The sequence below is a fragment of the Streptomyces sp. NPDC096136 genome (genome assembly GCF_044763325.1).
Classification (GTDB): domain Bacteria; phylum Actinomycetota; class Actinomycetes; order Streptomycetales; family Streptomycetaceae; genus Streptomyces.
The window spans coordinates 264,115-288,389 of sequence record NZ_JBIWFZ010000003.1 but is presented as its reverse complement, the minus strand read 5'-3'; the positions used below and the strand labels follow the sequence as shown (position 1 = coordinate 288,389).

The 24,275-nt window shown below is 74.1% G+C and carries 21 protein-coding genes and 1 pseudogene; 13 read left to right on the top strand and 9 right to left on the bottom strand.

Annotation, left to right across the window (positions count from 1 at the left end):
* Positions 1 to 6: 6 nt before the first annotated feature.
* From ACIRBY_RS07610 to ACIRBY_RS07600, 3 genes are all read right to left on the bottom strand, one after another.
* Positions 7 to 1,758 (bottom strand): ArnT family glycosyltransferase, encoded by a 1,752-nt coding sequence (locus ACIRBY_RS07610; protein WP_403897482.1) that lies wholly within the window; start codon positions 1,756 to 1,758, stop codon positions 7 to 9.
* Entirely contained in the window at positions 1,755 to 3,005 is a 1,251-nt protein-coding gene (locus tag ACIRBY_RS07605) for a glycosyltransferase (RefSeq protein WP_403897479.1), read from the bottom strand. Before ACIRBY_RS07605 ends, ACIRBY_RS07610 begins: the two co-directional genes overlap by 4 nt.
* Positions 3,006 to 3,297: 292 nt before the next feature.
* The gene (locus ACIRBY_RS07600) at positions 3,298 to 5,349 is read right to left on the bottom strand and encodes a thioredoxin domain-containing protein (protein ID WP_403897476.1); all 2,052 of its coding nucleotides are present in this window, start codon (positions 5,347 to 5,349) and stop codon (positions 3,298 to 3,300) included.
* Positions 5,350 to 5,529: 180 nt separating this feature from the next.
* On the opposite strand from ACIRBY_RS07600, the gene ACIRBY_RS07595 reads away from it, so the two are divergent.
* Positions 5,530 to 6,096 carry a Uma2 family endonuclease gene (locus ACIRBY_RS07595; RefSeq protein ID WP_403897473.1) on the top strand — a complete coding sequence of 189 codons (567 nt, stop codon included), beginning with the start codon at positions 5,530 to 5,532 and terminating at the stop codon, positions 6,094 to 6,096.
* Positions 6,097 to 6,679: 583 nt separating this feature from the next.
* On the opposite strand, the pseudogene ACIRBY_RS07590 reads toward ACIRBY_RS07595, so the two are convergent.
* A pseudogene (locus ACIRBY_RS07590) lies at positions 6,680 to 6,870 on the bottom strand (DUF255 domain-containing protein); the annotation flags it as partial.
* Between the two features lie 127 nt (positions 6,871 to 6,997).
* Between ACIRBY_RS07590 and ACIRBY_RS07585 the strand changes: the two are divergent.
* Positions 6,998 to 10,234 carry a tetratricopeptide repeat protein gene (locus tag ACIRBY_RS07585; protein WP_403897470.1) on the top strand — a complete coding sequence of 1,079 codons (3,237 nt, stop codon included), beginning with the start codon at positions 6,998 to 7,000 and terminating at the stop codon, positions 10,232 to 10,234.
* A gap of 172 nt (positions 10,235 to 10,406) precedes the next feature.
* On the opposite strand, the gene ACIRBY_RS07580 is transcribed toward ACIRBY_RS07585, so the two are convergent.
* Both ACIRBY_RS07580 and mca read right to left on the bottom strand, forming a co-directional pair.
* Positions 10,407 to 10,634, bottom strand: coding sequence for a hypothetical protein (locus ACIRBY_RS07580; RefSeq protein ID WP_403897468.1), 228 nt, complete (start codon positions 10,632 to 10,634; stop codon positions 10,407 to 10,409).
* Positions 10,635 to 10,636: 2 nt separating this feature from the next.
* A complete protein-coding gene (gene mca / locus ACIRBY_RS07575; RefSeq protein WP_403897465.1) occupies positions 10,637 to 11,518 on the bottom strand; it encodes a mycothiol conjugate amidase Mca in 882 nt (293 codons plus the stop codon).
* Positions 11,519 to 11,624: 106 nt separating this feature from the next.
* On the opposite strand from mca, the gene ACIRBY_RS07570 reads away from it, so the two are divergent.
* Positions 11,625 to 12,038, top strand: coding sequence for a DUF4307 domain-containing protein (locus ACIRBY_RS07570; RefSeq protein WP_403897462.1), 414 nt, complete (start codon positions 11,625 to 11,627; stop codon positions 12,036 to 12,038).
* Between the two features lie 227 nt (positions 12,039 to 12,265).
* Positions 12,266 to 12,766: a transcription elongation factor GreA gene (greA, locus tag ACIRBY_RS07565; protein ID WP_042818091.1), complete on the top strand. Its 501-nt coding sequence runs from the start codon at positions 12,266 to 12,268 to the stop codon at positions 12,764 to 12,766.
* 111 nt (positions 12,767 to 12,877) lie between these two features.
* Here the strand turns inward: greA and ilvA are convergent, their stop codons facing one another.
* Entirely contained in the window at positions 12,878 to 14,107 is a 1,230-nt protein-coding gene (ilvA, locus tag ACIRBY_RS07560) for a threonine ammonia-lyase (RefSeq protein WP_403897459.1), read from the bottom strand.
* A 238-nt stretch (positions 14,108 to 14,345) separates the two neighbouring features.
* On the opposite strand from ilvA, the gene ACIRBY_RS07555 reads away from it, so the two are divergent.
* The 3 genes from ACIRBY_RS07555 to ACIRBY_RS07545 all read left to right on the top strand — a co-directional run bounded on the left by ACIRBY_RS07555 (position 14,346) and on the right by ACIRBY_RS07545 (position 15,643).
* Positions 14,346 to 14,867, top strand: coding sequence for a MarR family transcriptional regulator (locus tag ACIRBY_RS07555; protein ID WP_366450277.1), 522 nt, complete (start codon positions 14,346 to 14,348; stop codon positions 14,865 to 14,867).
* A gap of 72 nt (positions 14,868 to 14,939) precedes the next feature.
* Complete coding sequence (locus ACIRBY_RS07550; protein ID WP_403897456.1) at positions 14,940 to 15,395, top strand: RNA polymerase; 456 nt, start codon at positions 14,940 to 14,942, stop codon at positions 15,393 to 15,395.
* The gene (locus ACIRBY_RS07545) at positions 15,392 to 15,643 is read left to right on the top strand and encodes a hypothetical protein (protein WP_403897453.1); all 252 of its coding nucleotides are present in this window, start codon (positions 15,392 to 15,394) and stop codon (positions 15,641 to 15,643) included. The genes ACIRBY_RS07550 and ACIRBY_RS07545 overlap by 4 nt, the downstream gene beginning before the upstream one ends.
* A gap of 25 nt (positions 15,644 to 15,668) precedes the next feature.
* Here ACIRBY_RS07545 and ACIRBY_RS07540 read toward each other — a convergent pair whose 3' ends face one another.
* On the bottom strand, positions 15,669 to 16,826 hold the full coding sequence (locus ACIRBY_RS07540; RefSeq protein ID WP_403897450.1) for a cystathionine gamma-synthase: 1,158 nt from the start codon (positions 16,824 to 16,826) through the stop codon (positions 15,669 to 15,671).
* A gap of 141 nt (positions 16,827 to 16,967) precedes the next feature.
* Here ACIRBY_RS07540 and ACIRBY_RS07535 point away from each other — a divergent pair, with 141 nt between their 5' ends.
* From ACIRBY_RS07535 to ACIRBY_RS07510, 6 genes are all read left to right on the top strand, one after another.
* Complete coding sequence (locus tag ACIRBY_RS07535; RefSeq protein WP_403897448.1) at positions 16,968 to 18,077, top strand: hypothetical protein; 1,110 nt, start codon at positions 16,968 to 16,970, stop codon at positions 18,075 to 18,077.
* A 197-nt stretch (positions 18,078 to 18,274) separates the two neighbouring features.
* Positions 18,275 to 19,873, top strand: coding sequence for a M48 family metalloprotease (locus tag ACIRBY_RS07530; protein ID WP_403897445.1), 1,599 nt, complete (start codon positions 18,275 to 18,277; stop codon positions 19,871 to 19,873).
* On the top strand, positions 19,870 to 21,012 hold the full coding sequence (locus ACIRBY_RS07525; protein WP_403897442.1) for a hypothetical protein: 1,143 nt from the start codon (positions 19,870 to 19,872) through the stop codon (positions 21,010 to 21,012). Before ACIRBY_RS07530 ends, ACIRBY_RS07525 begins: the two co-directional genes overlap by 4 nt.
* Positions 21,013 to 21,113: 101 nt before the next feature.
* The gene (gene msrA / locus ACIRBY_RS07520) at positions 21,114 to 21,800 is read left to right on the top strand and encodes a peptide-methionine (S)-S-oxide reductase MsrA (protein WP_403897439.1); all 687 of its coding nucleotides are present in this window, start codon (positions 21,114 to 21,116) and stop codon (positions 21,798 to 21,800) included.
* Between the two features lie 136 nt (positions 21,801 to 21,936).
* Positions 21,937 to 22,701: an SDR family NAD(P)-dependent oxidoreductase gene (locus ACIRBY_RS07515; RefSeq protein ID WP_403897436.1), complete on the top strand. Its 765-nt coding sequence runs from the start codon at positions 21,937 to 21,939 to the stop codon at positions 22,699 to 22,701.
* A 12-nt stretch (positions 22,702 to 22,713) separates the two neighbouring features.
* Entirely contained in the window at positions 22,714 to 23,112 is a 399-nt protein-coding gene (locus tag ACIRBY_RS07510) for a MerR family transcriptional regulator (RefSeq protein ID WP_403897434.1), read from the top strand.
* Here the strand turns inward: ACIRBY_RS07510 and ACIRBY_RS07505 are convergent.
* Positions 23,079 to 24,125, bottom strand: a complete 1,047-nt coding sequence (locus ACIRBY_RS07505) for an NAD(P)-dependent alcohol dehydrogenase (protein WP_403897431.1) — start codon at positions 24,123 to 24,125, stop codon at positions 23,079 to 23,081. The genes ACIRBY_RS07510 and ACIRBY_RS07505 overlap by 34 nt on opposite strands.
* Positions 24,126 to 24,275: the final 150 nt, after the last annotated feature.

Genomic DNA, 24,275 nt, shown 5'->3' with positions numbered 1-24,275 from the left:
GCTGGTTCAGCTCCCACTCTCGCGGTCGGTGCGGCGGATCTCGATACGGTCCTCGCCCGTACCGAAGACGGCGACCGCGGTCGAATGCTCCAGAGCAGCCTTCACGGTGGGCAGGTCCACCGCGTCGCGACGCACGGTGGGCGAGGAGACTACGTAGTCGATGTCCCGCCAGCCGCGCGGCAGGGTCTGGGAGACGGCCGGGTCGAGGTCCGCCTTGTAGAACCAGATGGCGCCCGGTCCGGGTGCAAATCCGTGGTGAACAGCATCGAGCCAGAGCGCGTCGTCGACGAGGACCCGGGTGTTCGCCGGGTCGGACACCTCGCGGCCCAGCCAGGCGGCGGCCTGCCGGTAGGGGGCGTTGGCGTCGGCGGTCAGGGCGGTGCGGTCGCCCTCGTACCAGCGGGGCAGCACGTACGCGGCCGCCGCGAGGGCGAGGACGCCGACCAGCGCCCGGCGCGCGTACACCAGGGGCCTTTGCTCGCCGGGGCCGCGGCGCCGGCGCAGGACGGCGTGGGTGACGCTGGCCGCGGCGGCGGCGAGGACCAGGGCGAGGAAGGGCAGGGCCTGGATCACGTACATCGCCGGGAGGTAGCCGGAGGGCCGCATCGCGACCGCGGCCAGGATCACGGCGGCCAGCGCCGGGCCCGCGAGCGCCCGGGCGGTGACCGACCACCGGTGGGTGGCCAGCAGCAGGACGGCGCCGGCGAGGCCGCCCAGCGGCAGCACGGTGTCGTAGTACAGCCAGGACCGCAGGACGCCGTGGGAGCCGGAGCCGGGGTCGAGGAGGAAGCCGGAGCCGGGGCGGCTCATCTGGTAGGTGATGCCGTCGATGAGCGAGACGTGCCCGGCGCCCGGCAGCAGCTCGTTGTTGAGCAGGGCGTAGAGCGGGTACGAGAGGCCGATCAGCGTGCAGGCGGTGATGGCACCGGTGACGGCGAACTTGCGGGTGTCGCGGTGGCTGTGGCGCCACATCGTCACCAGCAGCGCCGGGAGCACCACCAGCATCGTCTCCTTGGTCAGGACGGCGGTGGCGGCCGCCAGCCCCGAGCCGAAGTGGTGCCACAGGTGCCGGCTGGGGGACGCGGCGAGGCAGAAGGCCAGCAGCATCCACACGACGGCGAGGTTGTCGAGGAAGATCTCCCGCTGGAGCACCACGGAGAGCGGGGACAGCCCGAACAGCCCCATCGCCAGCCCGGCCGCCCAGCGCGGCAGCAACAGCCGGCGCGCCAGCACGTAGATCAGTACGGAACCGGCCGCCGAGACGGCGAGCATCGAGAACCGCATCGGCGCGACCGTCATCCCGTCGGGCACGAGGAGGGACGGCAGCCAGGTCAGGCCGGCGACCTGTATCCAGCCGAGCGGCGGATGGTCGTACCAGTACGTGTAGTGCGCCAGGCCGTCGCCCTGCTGGACCGCCCACGCCTGGGCGAGGTAGGTGCCCTCGTCGTCGCTCAGGGTCGGGAAGTTCGTGATGTTCCAGCCCTGGACGAGGACGATCGCCAGCAGCAGGACCCCGCAGAGGACCAGGTCGGGGCGCGAGGAGCGGAAGCGGACCAGCGGGCGGGCGGGGGCGGCCGGACGGCTGCCGGGGCCGCCGCCGGTGCGGCCGCCGCTGCCGCTGCCGCCGTCGGGCCCGTCCGGCCCTGCGGGACCGCGGGAGCCGGGGAGCCGGCGTACGGGCAGGAGCTGGGCGTCGGCGTTCGCGGCGGCCGGGTCCGCGGGCTGGGGATCAGTGGCCGTGGGCACGGTGGCGGTCACCGGTGGGCGTCCTCTCGGATCGGGGCGGAGGAGTGCGCGGCGCCGGCGGAGGCGGCGTTCTCCAGGTGGGCGCCCGTGTGGCTGGTCAACTCCCACTCGTTGCGGCCGCGCTGCTCGCGCCAGACCGCCCGGATCGCGGCGCCCGCCAGCATCACCTGGTAGAAGGGCCCGCCGACGATCAGCTTGAGGTAGTGCACGAAGCGCACGCGCAGCCCGTACTGGCGGCCGAAGTCGTGCAGGCCGACGATCTCGAAGACGAAGGTCACCATCGCCGTGATCAGGGGCAGGAAGGTGATGATCGCGACCCCGACGGGCACGTCGAGGAAGAGGGCCACGGCGAAGTTGACCGGGATGATCACCCCGGAGGCCGCCTGCATGAACGGGGTCATCAGCGTGTAGCGGGCGAGCCAGCGCTGCCCCCGGCCCGGCAGCTGCCGCCAGTCCTTCTTCCGGTAGACCTGGAGGAAGCCCTGGTTCCAGCGGGTGCGCTGCTTGAGCAGGCTCATCAGCGAGCCCGGGGTCTCCTCACGGGTGACCATGTCGGAGTCGTACGCGACGACCACCTTCTTGCCGACCGAGGAGAGCCGTACGCCCAGGTCGCAGTCCTCGGCCAGGCAGTTCTGGTCCCAACCGCCGGCCTCGCGCAGCACCCCGGTGCGGACGAAGACGGTGTTCCCGCCGAGCGGGATGAACCCCTTCTCGGCGTGCAGGTGGAGGCGGGAGCGGAACCAGAAGAAGTACTCCAGGCAGTTGCGCAGGCTGTACCAGCTGGAGTGGAAGTTGATGAGCTGGACGCCGCCCTGGACCACGTCGGCGCCGGTGGCGCGGAAGGCGTGGTCGACGTGGGAGAGCAGCTCGGGGTGGACCTGGTCCTCGGCGTCGAAGACCCCGACGATGTCGCCCCGGCAGTGCGGGAGGGCGGTGTTGAGGGCCTTCGGCTTGTTCTTGGTCGCGTTGTGGTCGACCACGACCCGCACCCGCTCGGGCGCGCGGGCCGCCGCCCGGTCGGCGACGGCGGCGGTCTCCGGGTCGTCGTGGCCGACGATCACGATGATCTCGTAGGCGGTGTGGCTCGACTCCAGGAGCCGGTCGATGGTGTGCTCCAGCACCGCCTGCTCGTGGCGGGCCGGCAGCAGGAGCGAGAAGGCCAGCCGGTCCCCGCCGTCGGGGCGGTCGAAGCGCGTCGAGGCCAGCGTCTCCGGTGTGCGCCAGGCGTGCATCTGCCACCACAAGGTGAAGGCGGCCATCCAGAAGAGCGCGAAAGAAATGGTGGAAATGACAACAGAGGCGAACAAACCGTCCCCCCACAGACATGCCGCAACCCCAGGCGGCGACCGGCAAACCCCCCGGAGACCCGAGGCGGGCCCCCCGGCCCGCCGTCTCCGCGTTCCCCCCTCGTGCGCACCCCCCAGCGCGCGTCTCGGTGACTCCCGATGACACGAGACTAGGCAGCGCATGTGAAGCCGAGGCACCGTCTGGTTAAAAACCACATTTCCGAGTTGTCATGCACCAAGTGGAATTGACGCTACTCCACCCGTTTCAGGGATGAACCGCACCCAGCTGATCAGCCAACTCGACCAGTTCGGTCGTAGGCCGCGCGCAGACGAAGTGCCGGCACACGTACGCCGTCGGACGGTCGCGCACCAGCGCGCGCTCGGCCAGGAGGGGGAACTCCCCTCCGCTCCCGTCCACCGCGCGCGGCAGCCCGACCGCCACGACCGCCCCGGGGGCCGTACCCAGCAGCGCCGTGCGGTGCAGGGCCGCCGTCGCCGGGTCGTCGGGGTGCCCGACCACTGCCACCTCGCGGGGCCCGTCGACGAGCGCCTCCGCCACCGCCAGCCCGTGCCCGATGAACCGCGGCGCCCGCGGCCCGAGGGCCTGCACCACGGCGAGCGCCCGCTCGGCCGCCTCGCGGTGCGGCTGCGAGCCGGTGTGCGCGGCGTACGAGAGCAGCGCGCCGGCCGCGGCCGTCCAGCCGGACGGGGCGGCGGTGTCGGTGGGGTCCTGGGGACGGCGGATCAGCTGCTCGGCGTCGTGCGCGGTGTCGTACAGCGAGCCGTCCTCGGCGGTGAAGCGGGCCAGCACGAGGTCGACCAGGAACCCGGCGAACTCCAGCCAGACCCCCTCCCCGGTGACGGAGGCCAGGGTCAGGAACCCCTCGGCGACGTCGCCGTAGTCCTCCAGCACCCCCGCGTTCGCCCCGACCCGCCCGTCCTTGCTGGTCCGCGCCAGCCGGGCCGTCCCGTCCATGTGCACCCGCACCAGCAGGTCGGCCGCCTCGACGGCCCGCTCGACCAGGTCCGGCCGCTCGAAGAAGGCCCCGCACTCGGCGAGGGCCGCGATGGCCAGGCCGTTCCAGGCGGCGACCACCTTGTCGTCCCGCCCGGGCGCGGGCCGCAGCCCGCGCGCCGCGAGCAGCCGCTCCCTGATGGACGCCAGCCGGCCGGCCTCCACCACGGGCCCGTCCTGCGGGAGTTGCAGCACCGACTTGCCGTGCTCGAAGGTCCCCTCCCCGGTGACCCCGAAGTACGCGGCGGCCAGCTCCCCGTCGGCCTCCCCGAGCACCTGCGCCAACTCCTGCGGCGTCCAGGCGTAGTACGCCCCCTCGACGTGGCGCCCGCTCCCCGCCTCCTCGCTGTCGGCGTCGAGCGCGGAGGCGAACCCGCCCTCCCGCGTCCGCAGTTCGCGCACCATGAAGTCGGCGGTCTCCAGCGCGACCCGCCGCGCGAGGTCCGACCCGGTGGCCCGCCACAGGTGCGCGTAGACCCGGCAGAGCAGCGCGTTGTCGTAGAGCATCTTCTCGAAGTGGGGCACGACCCACTCCCGGTCCACGGAGTACCGCGCGAACCCGCCGCCGAGCTGGTCGTAGATCCCGCCCCGGGCCATGGCCTCACAGGTGTCGGCGGCCATCTGCAGGGCCCCCTCGGACCCGGTCCGGGCGTGGTGGCGCAGCAGGAACTCCAGCGCCATGGACGGCGGGAACTTCGGCGCCCCGCCGAACCCCCCGCGCACGGCGTCGTACTCGCGCGTCAGCCCGAGCAGCGCCCGCCCCAGCTCCTCGGGCCCGGGCGCCCCGGCCTTCCCGTAGTCCAGCTGCCGCCCGGCGAGGTCCCGCACGATCCGCTGCGCGACCTCGGCCACCTCCTCGGGCCGCCCCACCCAGGCACCCCGAACGCCTTCGAGCACCTGCGTGAAGGAGGGCATGCCGTGGCGGGGCTCGGGCGGGAAGTAGGTCCCGAAGTAGAAGGGCTCGGCCCCGGGCGTGAGGAACACGGTCATGGGCCACCCGCCCTGCCCGGTCGCCGCCTGCACGGCCTCCATGTACACGGCGTCGATGTCGGGCCGCTCCTCGCGGTCGACCTTGATGTTGACGAAGTGCTCGTTCATGTAGGCGGCGGTCAGTTCGTCTTCGAACGACTCGTGCGCCATGACGTGGCACCAGTGGCACGCCGAGTAGCCGACCGACAACAGAACGGGAACGTTACGCCGCCGCGCCTCCTCGAAGGCCTCCGGCTCCCAGGGCCACCAGTCCACCGGATTCTCAGCATGCTGCAGCAGATAAGGCGAGGTCACACCAGCCAGCCGGTTCATGGAGCCAGCCTCTCACAGCGCCCGTCCCCACCGCCGAAACGCACGGGCGGCCCCTCACCCGCCCGGACCGTGCCGAAACGAAGATCACCCCTTCCCGAAGGCGAGCACCTCGACGGCGCCGGGCAGTAGGCTGAGGCCAGCAGCGCCGGACCCGTGGAAGCTCCTCGAAGGAGGCACACCATGACCGCCGAGATGGTGGCACCCGAGTGGATGCACTCCCAGATCAGCGCGGAGCAGTACGACTCCTGGACCGAGGAGCAGTGCGCCGGCATCGAGATCGTGGACGGGATGGTCGTCGTGAGCCCGAGCGCCTCGAAGCGGCACAACCGGCTGGCGCGAATCCTGGCCAACGCCCTGGACGCTGCCGCGGGCCCCGACTGGAACGCGGACACGGACTTCGACGTCCGCCTTCAGGACGTCCCGCTCACCAACCGCCGTCCGGACGTCACCGTCTACCGGGCGGAGACCATCGACCTCACGCCCACTCGCCCCGAACACGTGCTCCTGGTCGTCGAGGTCGTGTCGCCCGGCTCGGAGACCACGGACCGGATCGCGAAGGTGGACCAGTACGCCAAGGCCGGCATCCCCTTCTACTGGCGGGTCGAACAGGCCGCAACCGGTGTCCCGATCGTCTACACCTACGTCCTCGACCCCGCCACCAAGGCTTACAGGGACGGCGAAATGTTCACCGGCACGGTGAAGGCCACCGCGCCTTTCTCCGCCACGGTCGATCTCGGGGTCCTGTAAGGGCGGAGAAGCCGCGCCGCGGGATCGGCGACACGCACTGGGTGCATCCACCGTTTGGCGCGGCAGGTCGCGGTAGGCACCAACAGCCGCCCGTCACCTGGTACGGGCGATTAGTGCGTGACGTGCTTGGCGAACTCCTCGAACGTCTCCTTGTTGTGCCTACGTGCCGCGTTCACCTGAGCCCGGAAGTTGCTCACGGCCTTGTCGACCGCACCGCGGTTCCGCAGAGGACTGGACGTGACCAAGGGCTCGCGCAGTTGGTCCGGCGCGAAGGCCAACAGCGACTCGACTACTGGCTGCCACGCCTCGGAGGCCCTAAGGGCTGTCCTGCAATGAATGACGTGTTGCTCGCCAGGCCCCCCGGACCATGCCGTGCGCTCATCGGCCTGCGCCGCGGTGCCGGAGCCCGCCGGCTGGGTGTAGGCGCGACCGGGGGTGCGCCGGACGCCGTCGCACGAGGCAGGCCAGGCGCCCAGTTGGTCTTCGCCCAGGCGTCCGCACCTCACCCATTCTTCATCGCACGCGTCCGAGCCGACACGCTCCGGACACGCCCCGGGTCAAAACCGCCTGGTTGAGTTCACTGGCACCAGGGGTAGCTCGAACAGCCGACGCTGAGCAGCACGGGTACGCCTCGTTCCCGCGCCTCCGCAAAGGCCTCGGGGGGCCAGGGCCCCAGTCGACCGGGTAGTCCGCGTGCTGGAACAGGTACGGCGAGGTCCGCGCGGGCGGGGGCCTGCGGGGCGGCACCGGGTTCCCGCGCCCCGGGCTCGGCATGCATATATGCGCGGCGTTGGCCGTTCTGGGGTCAACTCCCTCTGATCTAGCTCAGATTGCCTCGCGCCGCAGGGCTTCCCGCAGGACACTTGGCGGACGTTTGCGGGGCTCTGCGAGGAGGATGCCGATGCGGGACAGCCATCGTGTCGAGGCCGAGCGCGTGCTGGACCGGGCCGTCGGGGAGGAGGTCCGGCGGGCGGGGGGCGGGGTGGATGCGGAGGTGCTGCTCGCACGGGGGCGGGAGGCGCTCGACGGGCTGGCCGGGGTGGCGCAGGAGGAGTACGCCGCGTACGTGGCCGCCCTGGACGAGGCCGCCGCCGGGGAGCAGTCGCTCGGGGAGGCCTTCCGGCGGACCGGCAGCGGGACCGCCCTGCTGGTGACGGCCGTCGCCGCGGCGGCCGCCGCCGGGGCGGACATGGCCTTCGGGGTGGACGCCGGTACGGCGCTCAGCGCGGGCATCGTCGTGGGCGCGGCGGGGGCCGCGACGGCGGTGGCCCGGGCGGCGGCGGTGCACGTGCCGGCCGCGAACCGGCGGGCCGGGGCCGCGGGGCGTCCGGGCGGGCCTGAGCAGTTGAGGCTGAAGTGGCTGACGGCGCTGGAGGTGCGCGGGATCCGGCCCTTCCTGGAGCAGGAACGGGCCGTGGCGGCGGCGACCGCCGCGAGCGCCGCCACCGCCGCCGTGGTGCGGGGTCCCGTGCGCGGCGAGGGCCAGCCGGCCGTGCCGCCGCAGCTGCGCGGGACGGACCGGAGCGCGGAGGCGCGGCAACGGCGCGTGCTGGAGCAGTCGTTCGGGCAGCTGCCGGACGCCGACGCCCTGTTCACCGGGCGGCGGGCGGAGCTGGAGCGGATCGCGCAGTGGGTGCGGACGGCGCGGGCCAGTACCGAGACCCGGCCGGTGGTGGTCGTGCTGCACGGCGAGCCGGGAGTGGGGCGCACGGCGCTGGCGCTGCGGGCGGCGCACGGTCTGCGGGACCAGTTCCGGGGGGCGTGCGTGGTGGACCTGCGGGGCGGGGCCCCGGCGGCGGGCGAGGCGCCGCTGTCGACGCGGGAGGCGCTGCTGCACCTGCTGAACCGGCTCGGGGCCCCGCGCGAGCAGCTGCTGTTCCGGGAGGGGGCCTCGGCCGAGCAGCAGGTGCGCCGGCTCGGGGAGCTGTACCACCAGCACCTCCAGGGCCTTCCGGTGACGGTGGTGCTGGACGACGCGGTGGATCCGGAGCAGGTGCGGGCGCTGGTGCCGGAGCGCTCCGAGAGCCTGGTGCTGGTCACGGCGCGGGAGCCGCTGGAGCTGCCCGCGGACCTGGGGGCGTGGGTGCACCAGCTGCCGGTGGTGCGGCTGGCGGAGCCGGAGGCGGCCGAGGTGCTGCGGGCCGGGGCGCGGGCGGCGGGCGAGGCGGTGCCGGGGCCGGCGGCGGAGGCGGGGCTGCTGGAGCTGGCGGCGGGGCTGCCGCTGGCGCTGCGGGTGCTGGCGCCGCTGGGGTCGGCGCGGGCCTCGGACGGGGGCGGGGGCGGCGCGCTGGAGCAGGCGCTGGAGCTGGCCTACGTACGCCTGCCCGAGGAGCGGCGGCGGCTGCTGCGCCGGCTGACGCTGGCCGGGCGGGCCTCGCTGGGCGCGGCCGCGGCCGCGGCGCTGGCGGACGCGGAGCGGGTGGAGGCCGGGCGGCTGCTGGGCGAGCTGGCGCGGGCGGGTCTGCTGGACCTCGTCCGCGGGGAGCGGTACCGGATGCACGACGCGGTGCGCGCGTACGCGGCGGCGCGGCTGGCGGCGGACGAGGACCGGGTGGAGGCGGCGGCCGCGCACGAGCGGCTGATCCGGGACTACGCGCGGCTGGCGGACTCGGTGATCCGGATGGTCGACGGGAAGATGTCGACCCGGGCGAACCGGTTCGGGGGGCACGGGTTCGCCTCGCTGGACGCGGCGCTGCGCTGGCTGGACGAGGAGTCGAGCTTCATCACGGCGGCGCTGCGGCAGTCCGAGGGGGTGGACCAGCAGGCGGTGCTGGACCTGCTGGGGGCGCTGTGCGACTTCTGCCTGCTGCGCGGGGACCTGTACCGGCTGGGTGAGATCAACGAGCTGGCGCGGGCGGTGGACCAGGGGCGGCTGAACCGTTCGGTGCAGTGGCGTACGGGCATCGCGGCGCGCCAGCTGGGCGAGCTGGACAAGTCGCGCACGACGCTGACCTCGCTGGTGGACCAGTACAAGGAGGCCCGGCAGGAGGAGGGCGCGGCGATGGCGCTGCTGTCGCTGGGCATCACCCTGCACCACCAGGGCAATCTGCCGGAGGCGGCGGCGCGGATCCGGGAGGCGCTGGTGCTCCAGGAGCCGGAGGAGCTGGCCGGCGACCGGGCGTGGTCGCTGCACGCGCTGGGGGCGGTCGAGCGGGACCGGGGGCACCTGGCGGAGGCGGTGGCGCTCCTGGAGCGGTCGCTGGCGCTGCACCGGGAGAGCGAGAGCGTGCACGGGGAGGCCTGGGCGCACTTCCAGCTGGGGCAGGTGCACCTGCGGGTGGGTGACGTGGGGCGGGCGGAGGAGGAGCTGCTGCTGGCGCTCGGCCTGTACGGGCGGACGCGCGACGACCGGGGCGAGGCGTGGGCGCTGACCCAGCTGGGCCGGGCGCGGGTGATCGCCGGGGATCCGGGGGCGGCGCTGGAGCGGCTGCGGGACGCGCTGGCCCGGCACCGGCTGGCGGAGGACGCGCGGGGCGAGGCGTGGACGCTGTACTACCTGGGGCAGGCGCTGGAGGAGGACGGCGGGCTGGACCGGGCGGTGCGGGAGCTGGAGCGGGCCCGGACGATGTTCTCGCGGATGCGGGACGTGTACGGGCTGGCGCACGCCCGCTACCACTCGGGGCGGGTGACGCGCGACCTGCGGGCGGCGCAGACGGGCAACCTGCGCAACTCCGGGTTCGCCCGGCAGCTGCTGGTGGACGCGCGGGCCGACTTCCGGCGGATCGGGCTGGCCCACGGGGAGGGCTGGACCTGCCTGGAGCTGGCGGTGGTGGACGCGGGGAACGGGCGGGTGCCGCAGGCGCTGGCCCTGTGCGAGGAGGCGGCGGGGCTGTTCGGCTCGTACGGGGACCGGCGCGGGGAGGACTGGGCGCGCTTCCTGCGCTGCACGCTGCTGCCGTACGCGGGGCCGGGTGCGGGTGCGGGTGCGGAGGGGGCCCGGGCGGAGCTGGCCCGGCTGGCGCAGGGCGGGCAGGGGCTGCGGGGGGAGCGGCTGGAGGAGTGCGTGGAGGCGTACGGGGCGGTCCTGGCGCGGGGCGTGGACCCGGCGGAGGGCTGGCAGGCCTGGCGTCTGGGCCTGGTCCCGGACCTGCGCACGCGGGAGGTCATGGGAGTGGCGCTGCCGACGCCGACGGCCTGATCCCCGGTCCCCGCGGTCGCGCCGCCCGCCGGACAGCCGACCGTGAGCACCGCTCGCCGGGACGAATGCCGCTCGCCGACGCCAGCAACGCTCACCGGGACGAACGCCGCTTGCCGGCCACCCCGCCCCGCCGGTGGTCCGGCGGGGCGGGGTGGCCGCACGGCGTGCGGGGTCAGGCCTTGGAGCCCTCGGCGCCGGGGGTCGCGGCGGCGGGCTCCGGGGCCTCCTCGAAGTCCACCCGGTTCATGTGCTTGCTCATCGACTTCATCAGGCCCCACACCCCGAGGGCGAGGGCGGCGAACACGATGAACCCGAGGAGGCCCGGGGTCACCTTGTTCTTGTCGAAGGTGTCGGCGGCCAGCGGAACGAGCTGGGTGACTGCTGCCTGCATAGCGCTCATAGCTAGGCATTCTCCCGGATGCCCGCGAAGAGGTCGGACTCGGGGAGGGAAGTGTCGACGTGCGACTTCGCCAGCTCGTACTCCTCCGTGGGCCAGACCTCCTTCTGGATCTCCATCGGGACACGGAACCAGCCGCCGTCCGGGTCGATCTGCGTGGCGTGCGCGATGAGGGCCTTGTCACGGATCTCGAAGAAGTCCGAGCAGGGGACGTGCGTGGTCAGGGTCCGCTCCTTGCGCTCGAACTCCTTCCACCGCTCCAGCCACTCGCCGTAGGGGGACTCCAGGCCGCGCGCGAGGAGCGCCTCGTGCAGGGCGATGGTGCGCGGCTTGTTGAAGCCCTGGTTGTAGTAGAGCTTCTGCGGCTGGTACGGGGCGCCGTACTCGGCCTCGGGGAACTTGTCGGTGTCGGCCGCGCCGTCGAAGGCCACCATCGTGATCTTGTGGGTCATGATGTGGTCGGGGTGCGGGTAGCCGCCGTTCTCGTCGTACGTGGTGATGACCTGCGGCTTGAACGCGCGGATCTTCTTCACCAGCTCGCCGGCGGCCTCCTCCACGTCCGCGAGGGCGAAGCAGCCCTCGGGCAGCGGGGGCAGCGGGTCGCCCTCGGGCAGGCCGGAGTCCACGTAGCCGAGCCACTCCTGCGCGACGCCGAGGATCTCGCGCGCCTCGTCCATCTCCTTGGCGCGGACCTCGTGGATGTTCTCCTCGATGTACTTGTCCCCCTGGAGCTTGGGGTTCAGTACGGAGCCGCGCTCACCGCCGGTGCAGGTCACCACCAGTACGGGCACGCCTTCGGATACGTACTTGGCCATCGTGGCCGCGCCCTTGCTCGACTCGTCGTCGGGGTGGGCGTGCACGGCCATCAGTCGAAGCTGCTCGGTCAAGACAGGATCCTCTGTGATTCGGCGCGACGGTCAACCTCTATATTGACCGAATCGGGGGACGGAAAATTCCTGGGTGCCTCACCCTCCCCAGCGAGAGGAATCGATCATGAGCACGGTGCGCGAAGGGCTCCCGGAAGGCCGTTACGGCCGGTCCGCGGACGAGCGTGCGGACCGGAAGCTCAAGATCGTCGGATCGGTGCTCGGGGTCGGCCTGCTGGCCCTCGTCGGGTGGATCGGCTGGGACTACGTCGGCGGGCAGAGCGTCAGCGCCGAGGTCATCAAGTTCCAGATCGTCTCCGACACCGAGGTGAAGGTGCACCTGGAGGTCCGCAAGGACGCCTCCGTCACCGGCGTCTGCACCCTCGACTCCCAGGACGCGGACCACAGCGAGGTCGGCCGCGCGGACTTCACCTTCCCGCAGAAGGAGAAGCGCATCGACGAGGTGGTCACCCTGAAGACCACGGCCCGCGCCACCATGGTCGAGCTGGTCGGCTGCCAGGCCGCGGGCACCGCCCGCTGAGGCCCGCCGCGGCGCCCGCCGGGCGGTGCTCCGCCCGAGGGGGCCCGACACGCCGCAGCGGACTCCGACTCCCCGCGACGGTCCGGACACGCGGAGCGACGGTCCGGGGGTGCGATGACACACTTCATACACATCGTGTCCTCCCCCTTTTCTTCCCGAATTGTTAGGCTCGTGGTTTCGCCCGCCGCTGGCGGCTTTGTAGTCCCCTGTACCGACGAGGAGCACCCGTGACCCAGACGAGCGAGAGCGTCACCTGGCTGACCCAGGCGGCGTACGACCAGCTGAAGGCCGAGCTGGACTACCTCTCTGGTCCCGCACGCACGGAGATCGCCATGAAGATCGCGGCTGCCCGCGAGGAGGGCGACCTGCGTGAGAACGGCGGCTACCACGCGGCCAAGGAGGAGCAGGGCAAGCAGGAGCTCCGCGTCCGCCAGCTCACCCAGCTCCTGGAGAACGCGAAGGTCGGCACCGCCCCCACCAGCGCCGAGGGCGAGGTGGCCCCGGGCATGCTCGTGACCATCGCGTTCGACGGCGACGAGGACGACACGCTGGAGTTCCTGCTGGCCTCCCGTGAGTACGCCTCCGACGACTTCGAGACCTACTCCCCCCAGTCCCCGCTGGGCGCGGGCGTGCTGGGCAAGCAGGTCGGCGAGGACGCCCAGTACGAGCTGCCGAACGGCAAGAAGGCCACGGTCAAGGTCATGGCGGTCAAGCCCTTCAACGGCTGACCGGCCCCTTCACCAGGACGTACCGCGGGACCCCGCCGGACCTGATCCGGCGGGGTCCCGCGCGTTCGGCCCTCACGTCCCCGCGCGTTCGGCCCTCACGTCCCCGCGCGTTCAGCCCATCACCCGGTAGCCCGCGGCGTGCAGGGTGCGGGCGACCTCCTTGCAGTGCTCGGGCCCCTTCGTCTCCAGGTGCAGCTCCACCTCCACCTCGGTGAGCCCGAGGCGCGGGTCGGTCCGCACGTGGCTGACGTCCAGCACGTTGGCGTCCACCGTCGACAGCACCCCCAGCAGCCCCGCCAGGGCCCCCGGGGCGTCCGCCACCCGCAGGCGCAGCGACAGGTAGCGGCCCGCCGCCGCCATCCCGTGCCGCAGGATCCGCTGGAGCAGCAGCGGGTCGACGTTGCCGCCGGACAACACGGCCACCACCGGCCCGCCCCCGTACAGCCCGGGCTCGCTCAGCAGCGCCGCCACCGGGGCGCAGCCGGCCGGCTCGACGACCAGCTTGGCCCGCTCCAGGCACAGCAGCAGGGCGCTGGACAGGGCGTCCTCGGACACGGTCCGCACGTCGTCCAGCAGTTCCCCGATGATCGCGAAGGGGACGTCGCCGGGGCGGCCGACCTTGATGCCGTCGGCCATGGTGGCCGGGCGGTCGACGGACACGGGGTGGCCGACCTTCAGGGAGGGCGGGTAGGCGGCCGCGCCGGCCGCCTGCACGCCGATCACCTGTACGTCCGGGCGCAGCGCCTTGATCGCCACCGCGATGCCCGCGGCGAGCCCACCGCCGCCGACCCCGACGAGGATCGTGCGCACCTCCGGGCACTGCTCCAGGACCTCCAGGCCGACGGTGCCCTGGCCGGCGATGATGTCGCGGTGGTCGAAGGGGTGGATGAACACCGCTCCGGTGCGGTCCGCGTGCTCCTGGGCGGCGGCCAGGGTCTCGTCGACGACCTGCCCCTCCAGGCGGACCTCGGCCCCGTACTCCCGGGTGGCGGCCACCTTGGGCAGCGGGGCGCCGACCGGCATGAACACGGTGGAGCGGACCCCGAGCAGGGAGGAGGCCAGGGCCACGCCCTGGGCGTGGTTGCCGGCGCTGGCGGCGACGACCCCGGCGGCGCGCTGTTCGGGGCGCAGGCCCGCGATGCGCACGTACGCGCCGCGCAGCTTGAAGGAGCCGGTGCGCTGGAGGTTCTCGCACTTGAGGTGGACGGGGGCGCCCACGAGGGCCGAGAGGTGCCGGCTGCCCTCCATCGGGGTCACCCGGGACACCCCGGACAGCATCTTCTGCGCCCCCCGGACGTCGTCGAGGATGACCTGGGGGACGGGCTGCACGCGGTAGTTCATGCGGCCAGTCTCGCAGCCCGCGGGGGCCCCGGCTCAGGGATGGACGGGGCGTCCGGGGGGTCTTGAGGGGGTCGTCGGGCGGGCCCGGGGCGGGGGGCGAAATCCCGCCACGCGCGCGGGGCGGGAGGCGGTCGCGCGGACGGCGCGTATCAGTTGTCAAACGCGGCGTACGAGCCGCCGCAGGGCCGCGTACTCTGTCCCCCATCCTTGTCGGCCCCACGCGAAGAGAGCCACGGCCATGCCCTCCATCCCGGCCAGTTCCGACCTGCCCACGGCGGCCGAAGCGCCCGCCGGATCCGGACTCCTGGACGCGCTCCAGCACCAGGTGGCCGTCTTCGCGCGCCGGGCCGAGCAGACCCGCCTCGGCGGGGTCGGCCAGGCCCGCAATTCCATGGACCGCGCCGCGTACCTGCTGCTGAACCGGCTCGACCTCGAAGGCCCGATGGGCGTCAAGGCGCTCGCGGGCGGTATGGGGATCGACTCCTCGACCGTGACCCGGCAGGTGGCGCCGCTGGTCGACGGCGGGCTGGTCAAGCGCACCTCGCACCCCGAGGACGGCCGGGCGGTGGTCCTCGCGCTGTCCCCGCGCGGGCTGGCGCGGCTGGAGGAGGTCCGCTCCTCGCGGCGCGAGCTGATGGCCCGGGTGACCGAGGGCTGGGCGGAGGAGGAGCGCGAGGTGTTCACGACGCTGCTGACCCGCTTCAACGGCTCGCTGTCGGAGCTGATGTCCGCCGCCTCCGAGGGCGGCCCCGCCTCCTGACGCGGCGCGCACCGGACGCCGGGATCCGGCCGCGTCCCACCCCTTGACCGGGGTGGTGCCGCAGGCCCCACCATGGGTGCTGTGGACCGGCGTTCGGGGCGCGACCCGGAATTCGAGGCCTTCGTCGCGGGCGCGGCGGGGCGGCTGCTGCACGTGGCGGTGCTGCTGACGGCCGAGCCCCCGGCCCGGGCGTTCGCCGCGCACCGCATCCTCGCCGGCGCGCTGGCCCGTACGTACGCGCACTGGGAGCGGCTGCGCGGGGACGACCCGTACGACCACACCCGCCAGGAGGTCTGCGCGGCGTACGCGCGCACCGCGCGGCGGCTGCCGGCCGGGAGCGGGGTCCTCGCGCCGCTGAGCCCGCCGCAGCGGCTGGTGCTGGTGATGCGGGTCTACGAGGGCGTCGCCGAGGAGGTCACGGCCGCGCAGCTGGGGCTGGCGCCGGAGCGGGTCGAGGCCCTGCGCAACCGGGCGGTGGCCGTCCTGCGCGAGGCGGCGCGGCCCGCGGCGGAGCCGGGGGCGGCATGAGCGCCTTCGACCGTAAGGAAGCGCAGGTCAGGCAACTGCTGGAGGGACCGCACCCGGTGGTGCCGGCCGGTCTGGCGGCGGCCGCCGCCACACGGGGCAGGCGGCTGCTGCGGCGGCGCCGCGCCCTGCGCCGGTTCGGCTGGGCGGTCCTGTGGGCGGCGGCGGTCGCCTTCGCGGTGTGGGCGGCGCTGGCGCACCCGTGGGTGACGCCGCCCAGCCACGTCTCGCCGCCCCTGGAGGGCTGGTAGGCCTTCCGGGGCGGCGGCGTGCGGACTAGCCCAGGGCCTGGGTGAGGTCCGCGATGAGGTCGTCGGCGTTCTCGATGCCGACGGACAGGCGGATCAGGTCCGCGGGGACCTCCAGGGCCGAGCCGGCCACCGAGGCGTGGGTCATGCGGCCCGGGTGCTCGATGAGGGACTCGACGCCGCCGAGGGACTCGGCGAGGGTGAAGATCCGGGTGCGGCCGCAGATCGCGACGGCCTCCTCCTCGCCGCCGGCGACCTGGAAGGAGACCATGCCGCCGAAGTTGCGCATCTGCTTGGCGGCGACCTCGTGGCCCGGGTGCTCGGGCAGGCCCGGGTAGAGGACCTTGGTGACCTTCGGGTGGCGCTGGAGCACCTCCACGATCTTCGCGGCGTTCTCGGCGTGCCGGTCCATGCGCACGGCCAGGGTCTTGATGCCGCGCAGCACCACCCAGGAGTCGAACGGCCCGGCGACCGCGCCCATGGCGTTCTGGTGGTAGGCGAGCTCCTCGCCGAGCGCCTCGTCCGCGGTGACCAGGGCGCCGCCGACGACGTCGGAGTGGCCGCCCATGTACTTGGTCAGCGAGTGCACGACGACGTCGGCGCCGAGCGCGAGGGGCTGCTGGAGGTAGGGGGAGGCGAAGGTGTTGTCGACGACGAGCTTGGCGCCGGCCGTGCGGGCGATGTCCGCGACCACGGCGATGTCGGTGATGCCCAGCAGCGGGTTCGAGGGGGTCTCGACCCAGATGACCTTCGTCTTCGGGGTGATGGCCGCGCGCACGGACTCGGCGTCGGAGGTGTCGGCGACCGACCACTCCACGCCCCAGCGGGAGACGACCTTGGCGAAGAGGCGGAAGGTGCCGCCGTAGGCGTCGTTGGGGATGACCACGTGGTCGCCCGGGGACAGCAGCGTGCGCAGCAGGCAGTCCTCGGCGGCGAGCCCGGACGCGAAGGCGAGGCCGCGCCGGCCGCCCTCGAGCGCGGCGAGGTTCTCCTCCAGCGCGGTGCGGGTGGGGTTGCCGCTGCGGCTGTACTCGTAGCCGCCGCGCAGACCGCCCACGCCGTCCTGCTTGTAGGTGGACACCTGGTAGATCGGGGGGACGACCGCACCGGTCTGCGGGTCCGCCGTGTTGCCCGCGTGGATCGCGCGGGTCTCGAAGCTCTGGTGCTCGTGGCTGTCGTCGCTCATGGGGCAGATGCTATGCCCCGCGCGCGCATCGGTCCTCTCCTGGCCTGACGCCGCCGTGACACACCGCTGACCTGGCCGGGGAGTCGGCGGGGGGCCGGGGACATTCGCGTTTGCCCGGCCGAGTCTGGTTCGCTTGGCGGCATGCAGATTATCTGGGTCCTGATGGGACTGGCCCTGGCCGGCGTCATGGTCTTCTCGTTCGTACGGGCCAGGCGCGGGGGCGGCCTCCGCCTGGTCGCGCCGGGCAGCCCCGACGCCGCCGACCCCGCGGACTACGGGTTCGCCCGCCAGGAGGAGCTGGACGTCCGGGTGCCCGGGCCCGACCAGGACCTGATGGACGCTCTGGGGAACGTCCAGCGCGGCGGCGGGTGGCAGGCGGCCTCCGCCCTCCTCGCCGGGACCCCGAAGGACGGCGAGCAGCGCTGGCAGCGGGTGCAGGCCTTCGGCGGGGCGGCGGCGCTGGAGCTCGTGGAGCGGCCCGGGGCCGGTGCGCCGTGGCTGAAGGCGTGGCGGCTGGAGGCGGAGAAGGACGCGGGCGGCGCCCAGGTGCACGCGGAGCTGCTGGTGCAGCAGGCGTGGCGGTCCTCGGGCGGCGTGGGCTCGCAGGACCACCGGATCATGCTGGAGGAGGCCCGGGAGGCCTGCCGCAAGGCGTCGCTGCTGGCGCCGGGCGACCCGGTGCCGTTCATCACGGAACTGGCCGTCGCGCGGGGGCTCGGCTACACGGAGGCCGAGTTCGACGCGCTGTGGGCGAAGGTGATCGACGTGGCGCCCGCGCACATGGGGGCCCACCTGGCGGCCCTGCACTACTGGTGCGAGAAGTGGCACGGCTCGCGGGAGAAGGCCGCCGCCTTCGCGGAGGCGGCCGCGGCCCGTGCCCCGCAGGGCTCGCTGCTGGCGGCGCTGCCGCTGTTCTCGGTGTACGAGAACCTGCCCGACCAGGTCCTGGTGAGCGACTTCGGGCGCACCGCGGTCGTCTCGCGGGCTGTGGAGGGCGCCCTGTACGCGGTGCACCAGGCGCGGGCGGACGACCCGATGCTGGCGCACGTGCGGCACCTGCTGCTCTGGTTCCTGGTGCGGATGGAGCGCTGGGCGGAGGCGATGGAGCAGGTGCGGCACGTGGACGGCTGCGTCGGCGCGCTGCCGTGGTCGGCCTGCGAGGATCCGGCGCACGCGTACGCGGTGGTCCGGGCGCTGGCGGTCGCGGGGTACGAGGCGAACGGCGGCTCCCCGGCGACGCTGCCGCACTGATCCGCGGGCGGGCGTAAGGGAGTTGGTGCGCGGGGCGGCGGACGGCGGGCCGGAGGGTCTGCCCGCCCCCGCCGGGCGGCCCGTACCCACCGGTACCCCCTGCTGCCGGCCGCCCGCCCCGGGACGTAAGGTGCGCGTAAACATCGCACCAAGCGCGCGTCAAAGACCGCGCCATCCCGTGGGGGGATCCCGTCCATATGGGCGCTTCGCTGCGCGCTCTGCGCGCCCTCGTCCTGCTCGCAGGCTTCTACCTGCTGAGCTTCGTCCTGCTCGCCGTCCTCGGACTCGCCGACTGGGCGGCCTTCGCCTGGCTGCACGGCCCGGTCGCCGGCAAGGTCGTCATCGCCACCGTCGTCCTCGCCGTCCCGATCGTGCGCGGCATGTTCATGCTCCGCACCCCCAAGGCCGAACCCCTCCCCGGCGTCCCCGTCACCGAGGCGCAGGAGCCCGCCCTGTGGCGTGCCGTCCGCGAGGTCGCCGACCAGGTCGGCACCCGCGCCCCCGACGAGATCCTGCTGGTCGACGAGGTCAACGCCGCCGTCTCCGAGGACGCCTCGTTCCTCGGCCTGCGCTCCGGCACCCGCCGCCTCTACCTCGGCCTGCCCCTGATGACCGGCCTGGACGAGATGCAGCTGCGCGCCGTCCTCGCCCACGAGATGGGCCACTACGCCAACTTCGACACCCGCCTCACCCCGCTCATCGCCCGCGGCCGCGCCCAGCTGGTGCGCACCATCGGCCACTTCCACGACCGCGCGGACACCACCGAGGCCAAGGAGCGCGCCCGGCAGGAGAAGCGCGCCGAGAAGCGGATCGCCAAGGGCAAGAAGGCCAAGGAGATCGACACCGACGGCGCCGGCATCTCGTACCGCGCCATGGCGAAGATCTACACCGGGTACGCCCGCTTCTACATGCGCGCGACCCTGTCCTCCTCGCGCCGCCAGGAACTCGCCGCCGACCTCGCCTCGGTCCGCGTCGCCGGCCGCGACTCCGCCGCCTCCGCGCTGCGCGAGCTGAACGCCCTCGACTCGGCGCACGGCTTCTACATGCGCTCGTACGCCACCCTCGGCGTCGGCGCCGGCCTGCTCCCGAGCCCCGGCCAGGTCTTCGGCGGGCTGCGCCACCTCCTCGACGCCCGCTCCGCCGAGCTGGAGGACATGCGCCGCGACCTGTCCACCGAGCCCGCGTCCCCCTACGACTCGCACCCCGCGCTCGCCGAGCGCGTGGCCCGCATCGAGGCCCTGCCCGACGACGGCCGCACCGGCCAGGCCGCCCGCCCCGCCCTGGAGCTGCTCTCCTCCCCGCAGGAGGCCCTCGCCGCGCTGGAGCAGGTCGTCCTCACCCCCGAGGCCCTCGCCCTCACCCGCGTGGACTGGGACGAGCTCGTCCACCGGTCCATGACCACCTACGCCGGGCGGGGCGCCGAGGAGATCCGCGAGGCCCTCGCCGCCGAGGGCGCCGGCCCCGGCCTCGGCGCCCTGCTGGACGCCGTCGACGCCGATCCGGCGGTGCGCTGGCGCATCGCCGACCGCTTCCCGAAGTCCGAGGAGGCGCGGGCCGCGACCGGCCGCACCGCCCGCGAGTTCGCCCGCCCGGTCGTCCGGCGCGCCCTCGACCGGCTGGTCACCGTCGAACTGCTCGCCCGCGGCGCCGCCCGCTGGGAGCTGTCCTGGTCGGACCCGGCCACCCTGTCCTACCCCGTTCCCGGTTTCGAGGACGAGCTCGGCCCCGCCCTGGACGCCGCCGTCGCCGACCAGCCCGACACCGGACTCCTGCGGAAGCTGGTGCTCGCCCCGTGACCGTCGTCCTCGCCGTCCTCGGCGTCCTGCTGCTCGCCGTCGCCTGCTGGGTGCTGCGCGGGGTGTACTTCATCCGCAAGGCCAAGCGGCTCGAAGCCGAGATCGGGGCCCTGGACGCGCGGACCGACGCCGCCCGCGCCGACGAAGGGGCCCGCAAGGCGGCCGCGGCCGTCGCGCTGGGCTTCGTCGCGGAGGCCGACCTCGACACCGACCACCCCGCGCCGGTCCCGGCCGAGCGCCGCACCGTCCTGGAGGCCGCCCGCTCGGGCGACTGGGAGGCCGCCGCCGCGTACGTCGAGGCCGCCGGGCAGGACTGGCAGGAGCGGCTGGAGCGGGTGCGCCCGCTGGCCGAGGCCGCCGCGGAGGACGACGCCTGGCTGCTGGCCTGGCGCGCCGCCCGGCCCGCGGACCCCACCGCGGCGCTGGTCAACGCCGACACCAGCGTGATGGTGGCCTGGAACGTGCGCGGCAGCCAGTCCGGCAGCCGCACCACCCAGGAGCAGTTCCGCCTCTTCCACCAGCTGCTCACCAAGGCGCGGGCCGACGCGCACGAGGCGCAGGAGCTCGCCGACCCCGCGGACCCCTCCCCGTACGTCGTCGAGCAGGCCGTCGCCATGGGCCTGGGCTACTCGCACGAGGACTACCGGCAGCTGTGGGAGCGGATCACCGCACGCGCCCCGCGCGTGCTGTGGTCGCACGTCGCGGGCCTGCAGTACTGGTGCGCGAAGTGGCAGGGCTCGCACGAGCTGGCCCGGGAGTACGCCCGCGCGTCGGCGGCCGCCGGGAAGCCGGGCGACCTGCTGACCCTGCTCCCGCTCATGGCGTACTTCGAGCAGGAGGAGTGGGAGGACGACCTCCTGCCGGAGACCTACTACAAGGAGCCGGAGATCGTCGCCGCGGTGGACGCGGCGCTCGCGGACCTGGCCGCGGCCGGCAACGCGCACCCCGGCGCCCCCCGGATGCGGCACTTCCTGGCCTACCTGCTGTTCTGGCAGGACCGCGACGCGGAGGCGGTCGAGCAGTTCCGCCACGTCGACGGGTACATCGGCGCCGCGCCGTGGACCTACGCCGGGGAGCCGAAGCGGCGCTACCTCTACGCCCGCGACTGGGCGGTCGACGTGACGGCGCCGGACGCCTGACGGACGGGGGCCGGGCGGGCGGGGATTCCCGCCGCGGGTATCCCCACCGCGGGAATCCCCGCCCGCCCCAGCCCGTTGTCCCTCCCACAAGGAGGAAATCCATGTTCTCGTACCGCCGCACCCCCGAACTGCCCACCCGCGAGGAGGCCCTCAAGGGCCGCGCCGAAGCGCAGTTCTCCCTGCCCGAGCGCCACACGGTCCTCGGCAACCCCCTGGCCGGCCCCTACCCCGCCCACCTGGAGGTCGCCGACTTCGGCCTGGGCTGCTTCTGGGGCGCGGAGCGCAAGTTCTGGCAGACCCCCGGGGTGTGGACCACCCTGGCCGGCTACCAGGGCGGCTACACGGAGAACCCGTCGTACGAGGAGGTCTGCTCGGGACAGACGGGCCACACGGAGGTCGTCCGCGTGGTCTTCGACCCGGCCGTGGTCTCCTACGAGACCCTCCTGAAGCTCTTCTGGGAGTCCCACGACCCCACCCAGGGCTTCCGCCAGGGCAACGACGTCGGCACCCAGTACCGCTCGGCGGTCTACACCCACTCCCCCGCCCACCAGAAGACCGCCGAGGCCTCCCGCGACGCCTACCAGCGGGTCCTCACGTCCTCGGGCTACGGCACGATCACCACGGCCGTCCTCCCGGCGGACCCCCGCCCCTTCTGGCCGGCGGAGCCGTACCACCAGCAGTACCTGGAGAAGAACCCCGGCGGCTACTGCGGCATCGGCGGCACGGGCGTCAGCTGCCCGATCGGCGTGGCCCCGGCCCCGGCCCCGGCCCCGGCCCCCGAGGCATAGGGCAACCCGCGCCCCGCCGCCGGTCGGGAGCGGGGGGGACGTCCTTTCGGGCGGGACGGCCCCCGCCCCCTGGGACCTCCGTCGCCGCGGGCCGGGGTTGACCTTGTCGTTGGTGGCAGGGTTGTTCCCTCGGGGCATGGACATCGACAAGCAGAGCAGCGGTCGGCGCGTCGTCCTCGTCACGGGGGCCGGGACCGGGATCGGGCGGGCCGTCGCGCGGGCCTTCGCCGCCGGCGGGGACCTGGTGGTGGGCGTCGGGCGGCGGACGGGGCCGCTGGAGGAGACGGCCGGGGGACATCCCGGGATACGGGTGCTGGCCGGGGACGTCGGCGGGGCCGGTGAGCCGGAGCGGATCGTCGCCGAGGTGCTCGGGGCGTACGGGCGGCTGGACGTGCTCGTCAACAACGCCGGGATCGTGCGCGCCGGGGCCCTCGGCTCGGTGGACGCCGGCGAGGTCGCGGAGCAGGTCGGGGTCAACCTCGTGGCGCCGGTGCTGCTGACGCAGGCCGCGCTGCCCGCGCTGGAGGCGTCCGGGGCGGGGGTCGTCGTGAACGTGAGCACCGCCGTGGGGCTGCGGGGGTGGGCCGGGGCTTCCGTCTACGCCGCCACCAAGGCGGCCCTCGACACCCTCACCCGCAGCTGGGCGGTGGAGCTCGCCCCGCGGGGCGTCCGGGTCGCCGCGGTGGCGCCCGGCGCCGTGGACACGCCGATCGGGGTGCACCAGGGGCTGGGTCCCGAGCGGGCCGCCGAGGTGCGGGCGTGGCAGGTGGCGCGCACCCCGGCGGGGCGGGTCGGCAGGCCCGAGGAGATCGCCTGGGCGGTGTGCCGGCTCGCGGACCCGGCGGCGTCGTTCCTGACCGGGGTCGTGCTCCCGGTCGACGGGGGCGCGTCGGTGGCCTGACAGGATGGCCGGATGCTGATCGGGGAACTGGCCGGGGCGACCGCGACGAGCGCCCGCGCGCTGCGCCACTACGAGGGGGCGGGGCTGATCTCCTCCGAGCGGGCGCCGAACGGCTACCGGGTCTACGACGAGCGGGCCGTCGTCCGGGTCCGCAACATCCGGACCCTGCTCGACGCGGGGCTCACCCTGGACGACGTACGGGTGTTCCTGCCCTGCCTGGACGGGGACGTCGCCGCCGGGCCGCCCTCCCCGGAGGGGCTGGCGGTGGCCCGGCGGCGGCTGGCCGTCCTGGAGGCCCGGATCGCCGTGCAGGCGGCCGCGCGCGACCGGCTGCGGGAGGTCCTCGACGGAGCCGGGCCGGAGCCCGGCCGGGACGGTCAGATGGTCGAGGCGTCGATCACGAAGCGGTAGCGGACGTCGCTCGACAGGACGCGCTCGTACGCCTCGTTGATCCGGTCGGCGCCGATCACCTCGACCTCCGAGCCCAGCCCGTGCTCCGCGCAGAAGTCGAGCATCTCCTGGGTCTCGGCGATGCCGCCGATCATGGAGCCGGCCAGGGTCTTGTTGCCGCCGATCACCGAGAACAGGTTCAGCTCCACCGGCTCCTCCGGGGCGCCGACGTTCACCAGCGCGCCGCCGACCCGCAGCAGGGCCAGGTAGCGGTCGAGGCCGAGCGGCGCCGAGACGGTGGACAGGATCAGGTCGAAGCGGCCCCGCAGCTCCGTGAAGGTGGCCTCGTCGCCGGTCGCGTAGTAGTGGTCGGCGCCCAGCCGCAGGCCGTCCTCGCGCTTGCGCAGGGTCTGCGACAGGACGGTCACCTCGGCGCCCAGCGCGTGCGCGATCTTCACGCCCATGTGGCCGAGGCCGCCCAGGCCGATGACCGCGACCTTCTTGCCCGGGCCCGCCCCCCAGTGCTTCAGCGGCGAGTACAGGGTGATGCCGGCGCACAGCAGCGGCGCGGCGACGTCGAGGGCGAGGCCCTCGGGGATGCGGACGGCGTAGTTCTCGTCGACGACCAGGTGCGTGGAGTAGCCGCCGTAGGTGGGCTCGCCGTTGCCGTCGAGGGCGTTGTACGTGCCGGTCATCCCCTTGGCGCAGTGCTGCTCCTGCCCGGCGAGGCAGTACTCGCACTCCCGGCAGGAGTCGACCATGCAGCCGACGCCCACGTGGTCGCCGACCGCGAACTTCGTGACGCCCGCGCCGGCTTCGGTGACGACACCGGCGATCTCGTGGCCGGGGACCATGGGGAAGATGCCCTCGCCCCAGCCGTCGCGGGCCTGGTGGATGTCGGAGTGGCAGATGCCGGCGTACTTGATCTCCATGAGGACGTCGTGCTCGCCGACCGGGCGGCGCGGAACGGTGGTGCGCTCCAGCGGGGCCTTGGGGGCGGGGGCGGCGTAGGCGGCTACCTGGGTGACGGGCATGGGGTGTTCTCCTCGGACGAGGACGCCGGCCCGCCGGTCTTCTGCCGGCCGGGGCGTCCGTGCTGCGATGACCCCACCTTGCCCCGGCGCGGCCCGCCCACCCAGCCCCCTGCGGAGCCTAGGACTGCCGGACCTACCCCTGGCGGGGTC

Bases quoted from the DNA above. Each gene is read 5' to 3' on its own strand.
- ACIRBY_RS07605 (WP_403897479.1), bottom strand. From the start codon at position 3,005: ATGGCCGCCTTCACCTTGTGGTGGCAGATGCACGCCTGGCGCACACCG.
- ACIRBY_RS07600 (WP_403897476.1), bottom strand. From the start codon at position 5,349: ATGAACCGGCTGGCTGGTGTGACCTCGCCTTATCTGCTGCAGCATGCT.
- ACIRBY_RS07595 (WP_403897473.1), top strand. From the start codon at position 5,530: ATGACCGCCGAGATGGTGGCACCCGAGTGGATGCACTCCCAGATCAGC.
- ACIRBY_RS07585 (WP_403897470.1), top strand. From the start codon at position 6,998: ATGCGGGACAGCCATCGTGTCGAGGCCGAGCGCGTGCTGGACCGGGCC.
- ACIRBY_RS07580 (WP_403897468.1), bottom strand. From the start codon at position 10,634: ATGAGCGCTATGCAGGCAGCAGTCACCCAGCTCGTTCCGCTGGCCGCC.
- ACIRBY_RS07570 (WP_403897462.1), top strand. From the start codon at position 11,625: ATGAGCACGGTGCGCGAAGGGCTCCCGGAAGGCCGTTACGGCCGGTCC.
- ilvA (WP_403897459.1), bottom strand. From the start codon at position 14,107: ATGAACTACCGCGTGCAGCCCGTCCCCCAGGTCATCCTCGACGACGTC.
- ACIRBY_RS07555 (WP_366450277.1), top strand. From the start codon at position 14,346: ATGCCCTCCATCCCGGCCAGTTCCGACCTGCCCACGGCGGCCGAAGCG.
- ACIRBY_RS07550 (WP_403897456.1), top strand. From the start codon at position 14,940: ATGGGTGCTGTGGACCGGCGTTCGGGGCGCGACCCGGAATTCGAGGCC.
- ACIRBY_RS07545 (WP_403897453.1), top strand. From the start codon at position 15,392: ATGAGCGCCTTCGACCGTAAGGAAGCGCAGGTCAGGCAACTGCTGGAG.
- ACIRBY_RS07540 (WP_403897450.1), bottom strand. From the start codon at position 16,826: ATGAGCGACGACAGCCACGAGCACCAGAGCTTCGAGACCCGCGCGATC.
- ACIRBY_RS07535 (WP_403897448.1), top strand. From the start codon at position 16,968: ATGCAGATTATCTGGGTCCTGATGGGACTGGCCCTGGCCGGCGTCATG.
- ACIRBY_RS07530 (WP_403897445.1), top strand. From the start codon at position 18,275: ATGGGCGCTTCGCTGCGCGCTCTGCGCGCCCTCGTCCTGCTCGCAGGC.
- msrA (WP_403897439.1), top strand. From the start codon at position 21,114: ATGTTCTCGTACCGCCGCACCCCCGAACTGCCCACCCGCGAGGAGGCC.
- ACIRBY_RS07515 (WP_403897436.1), top strand. From the start codon at position 21,937: ATGGACATCGACAAGCAGAGCAGCGGTCGGCGCGTCGTCCTCGTCACG.
- ACIRBY_RS07510 (WP_403897434.1), top strand. From the start codon at position 22,714: ATGCTGATCGGGGAACTGGCCGGGGCGACCGCGACGAGCGCCCGCGCG.
- ACIRBY_RS07505 (WP_403897431.1), bottom strand. From the start codon at position 24,125: ATGCCCGTCACCCAGGTAGCCGCCTACGCCGCCCCCGCCCCCAAGGCC.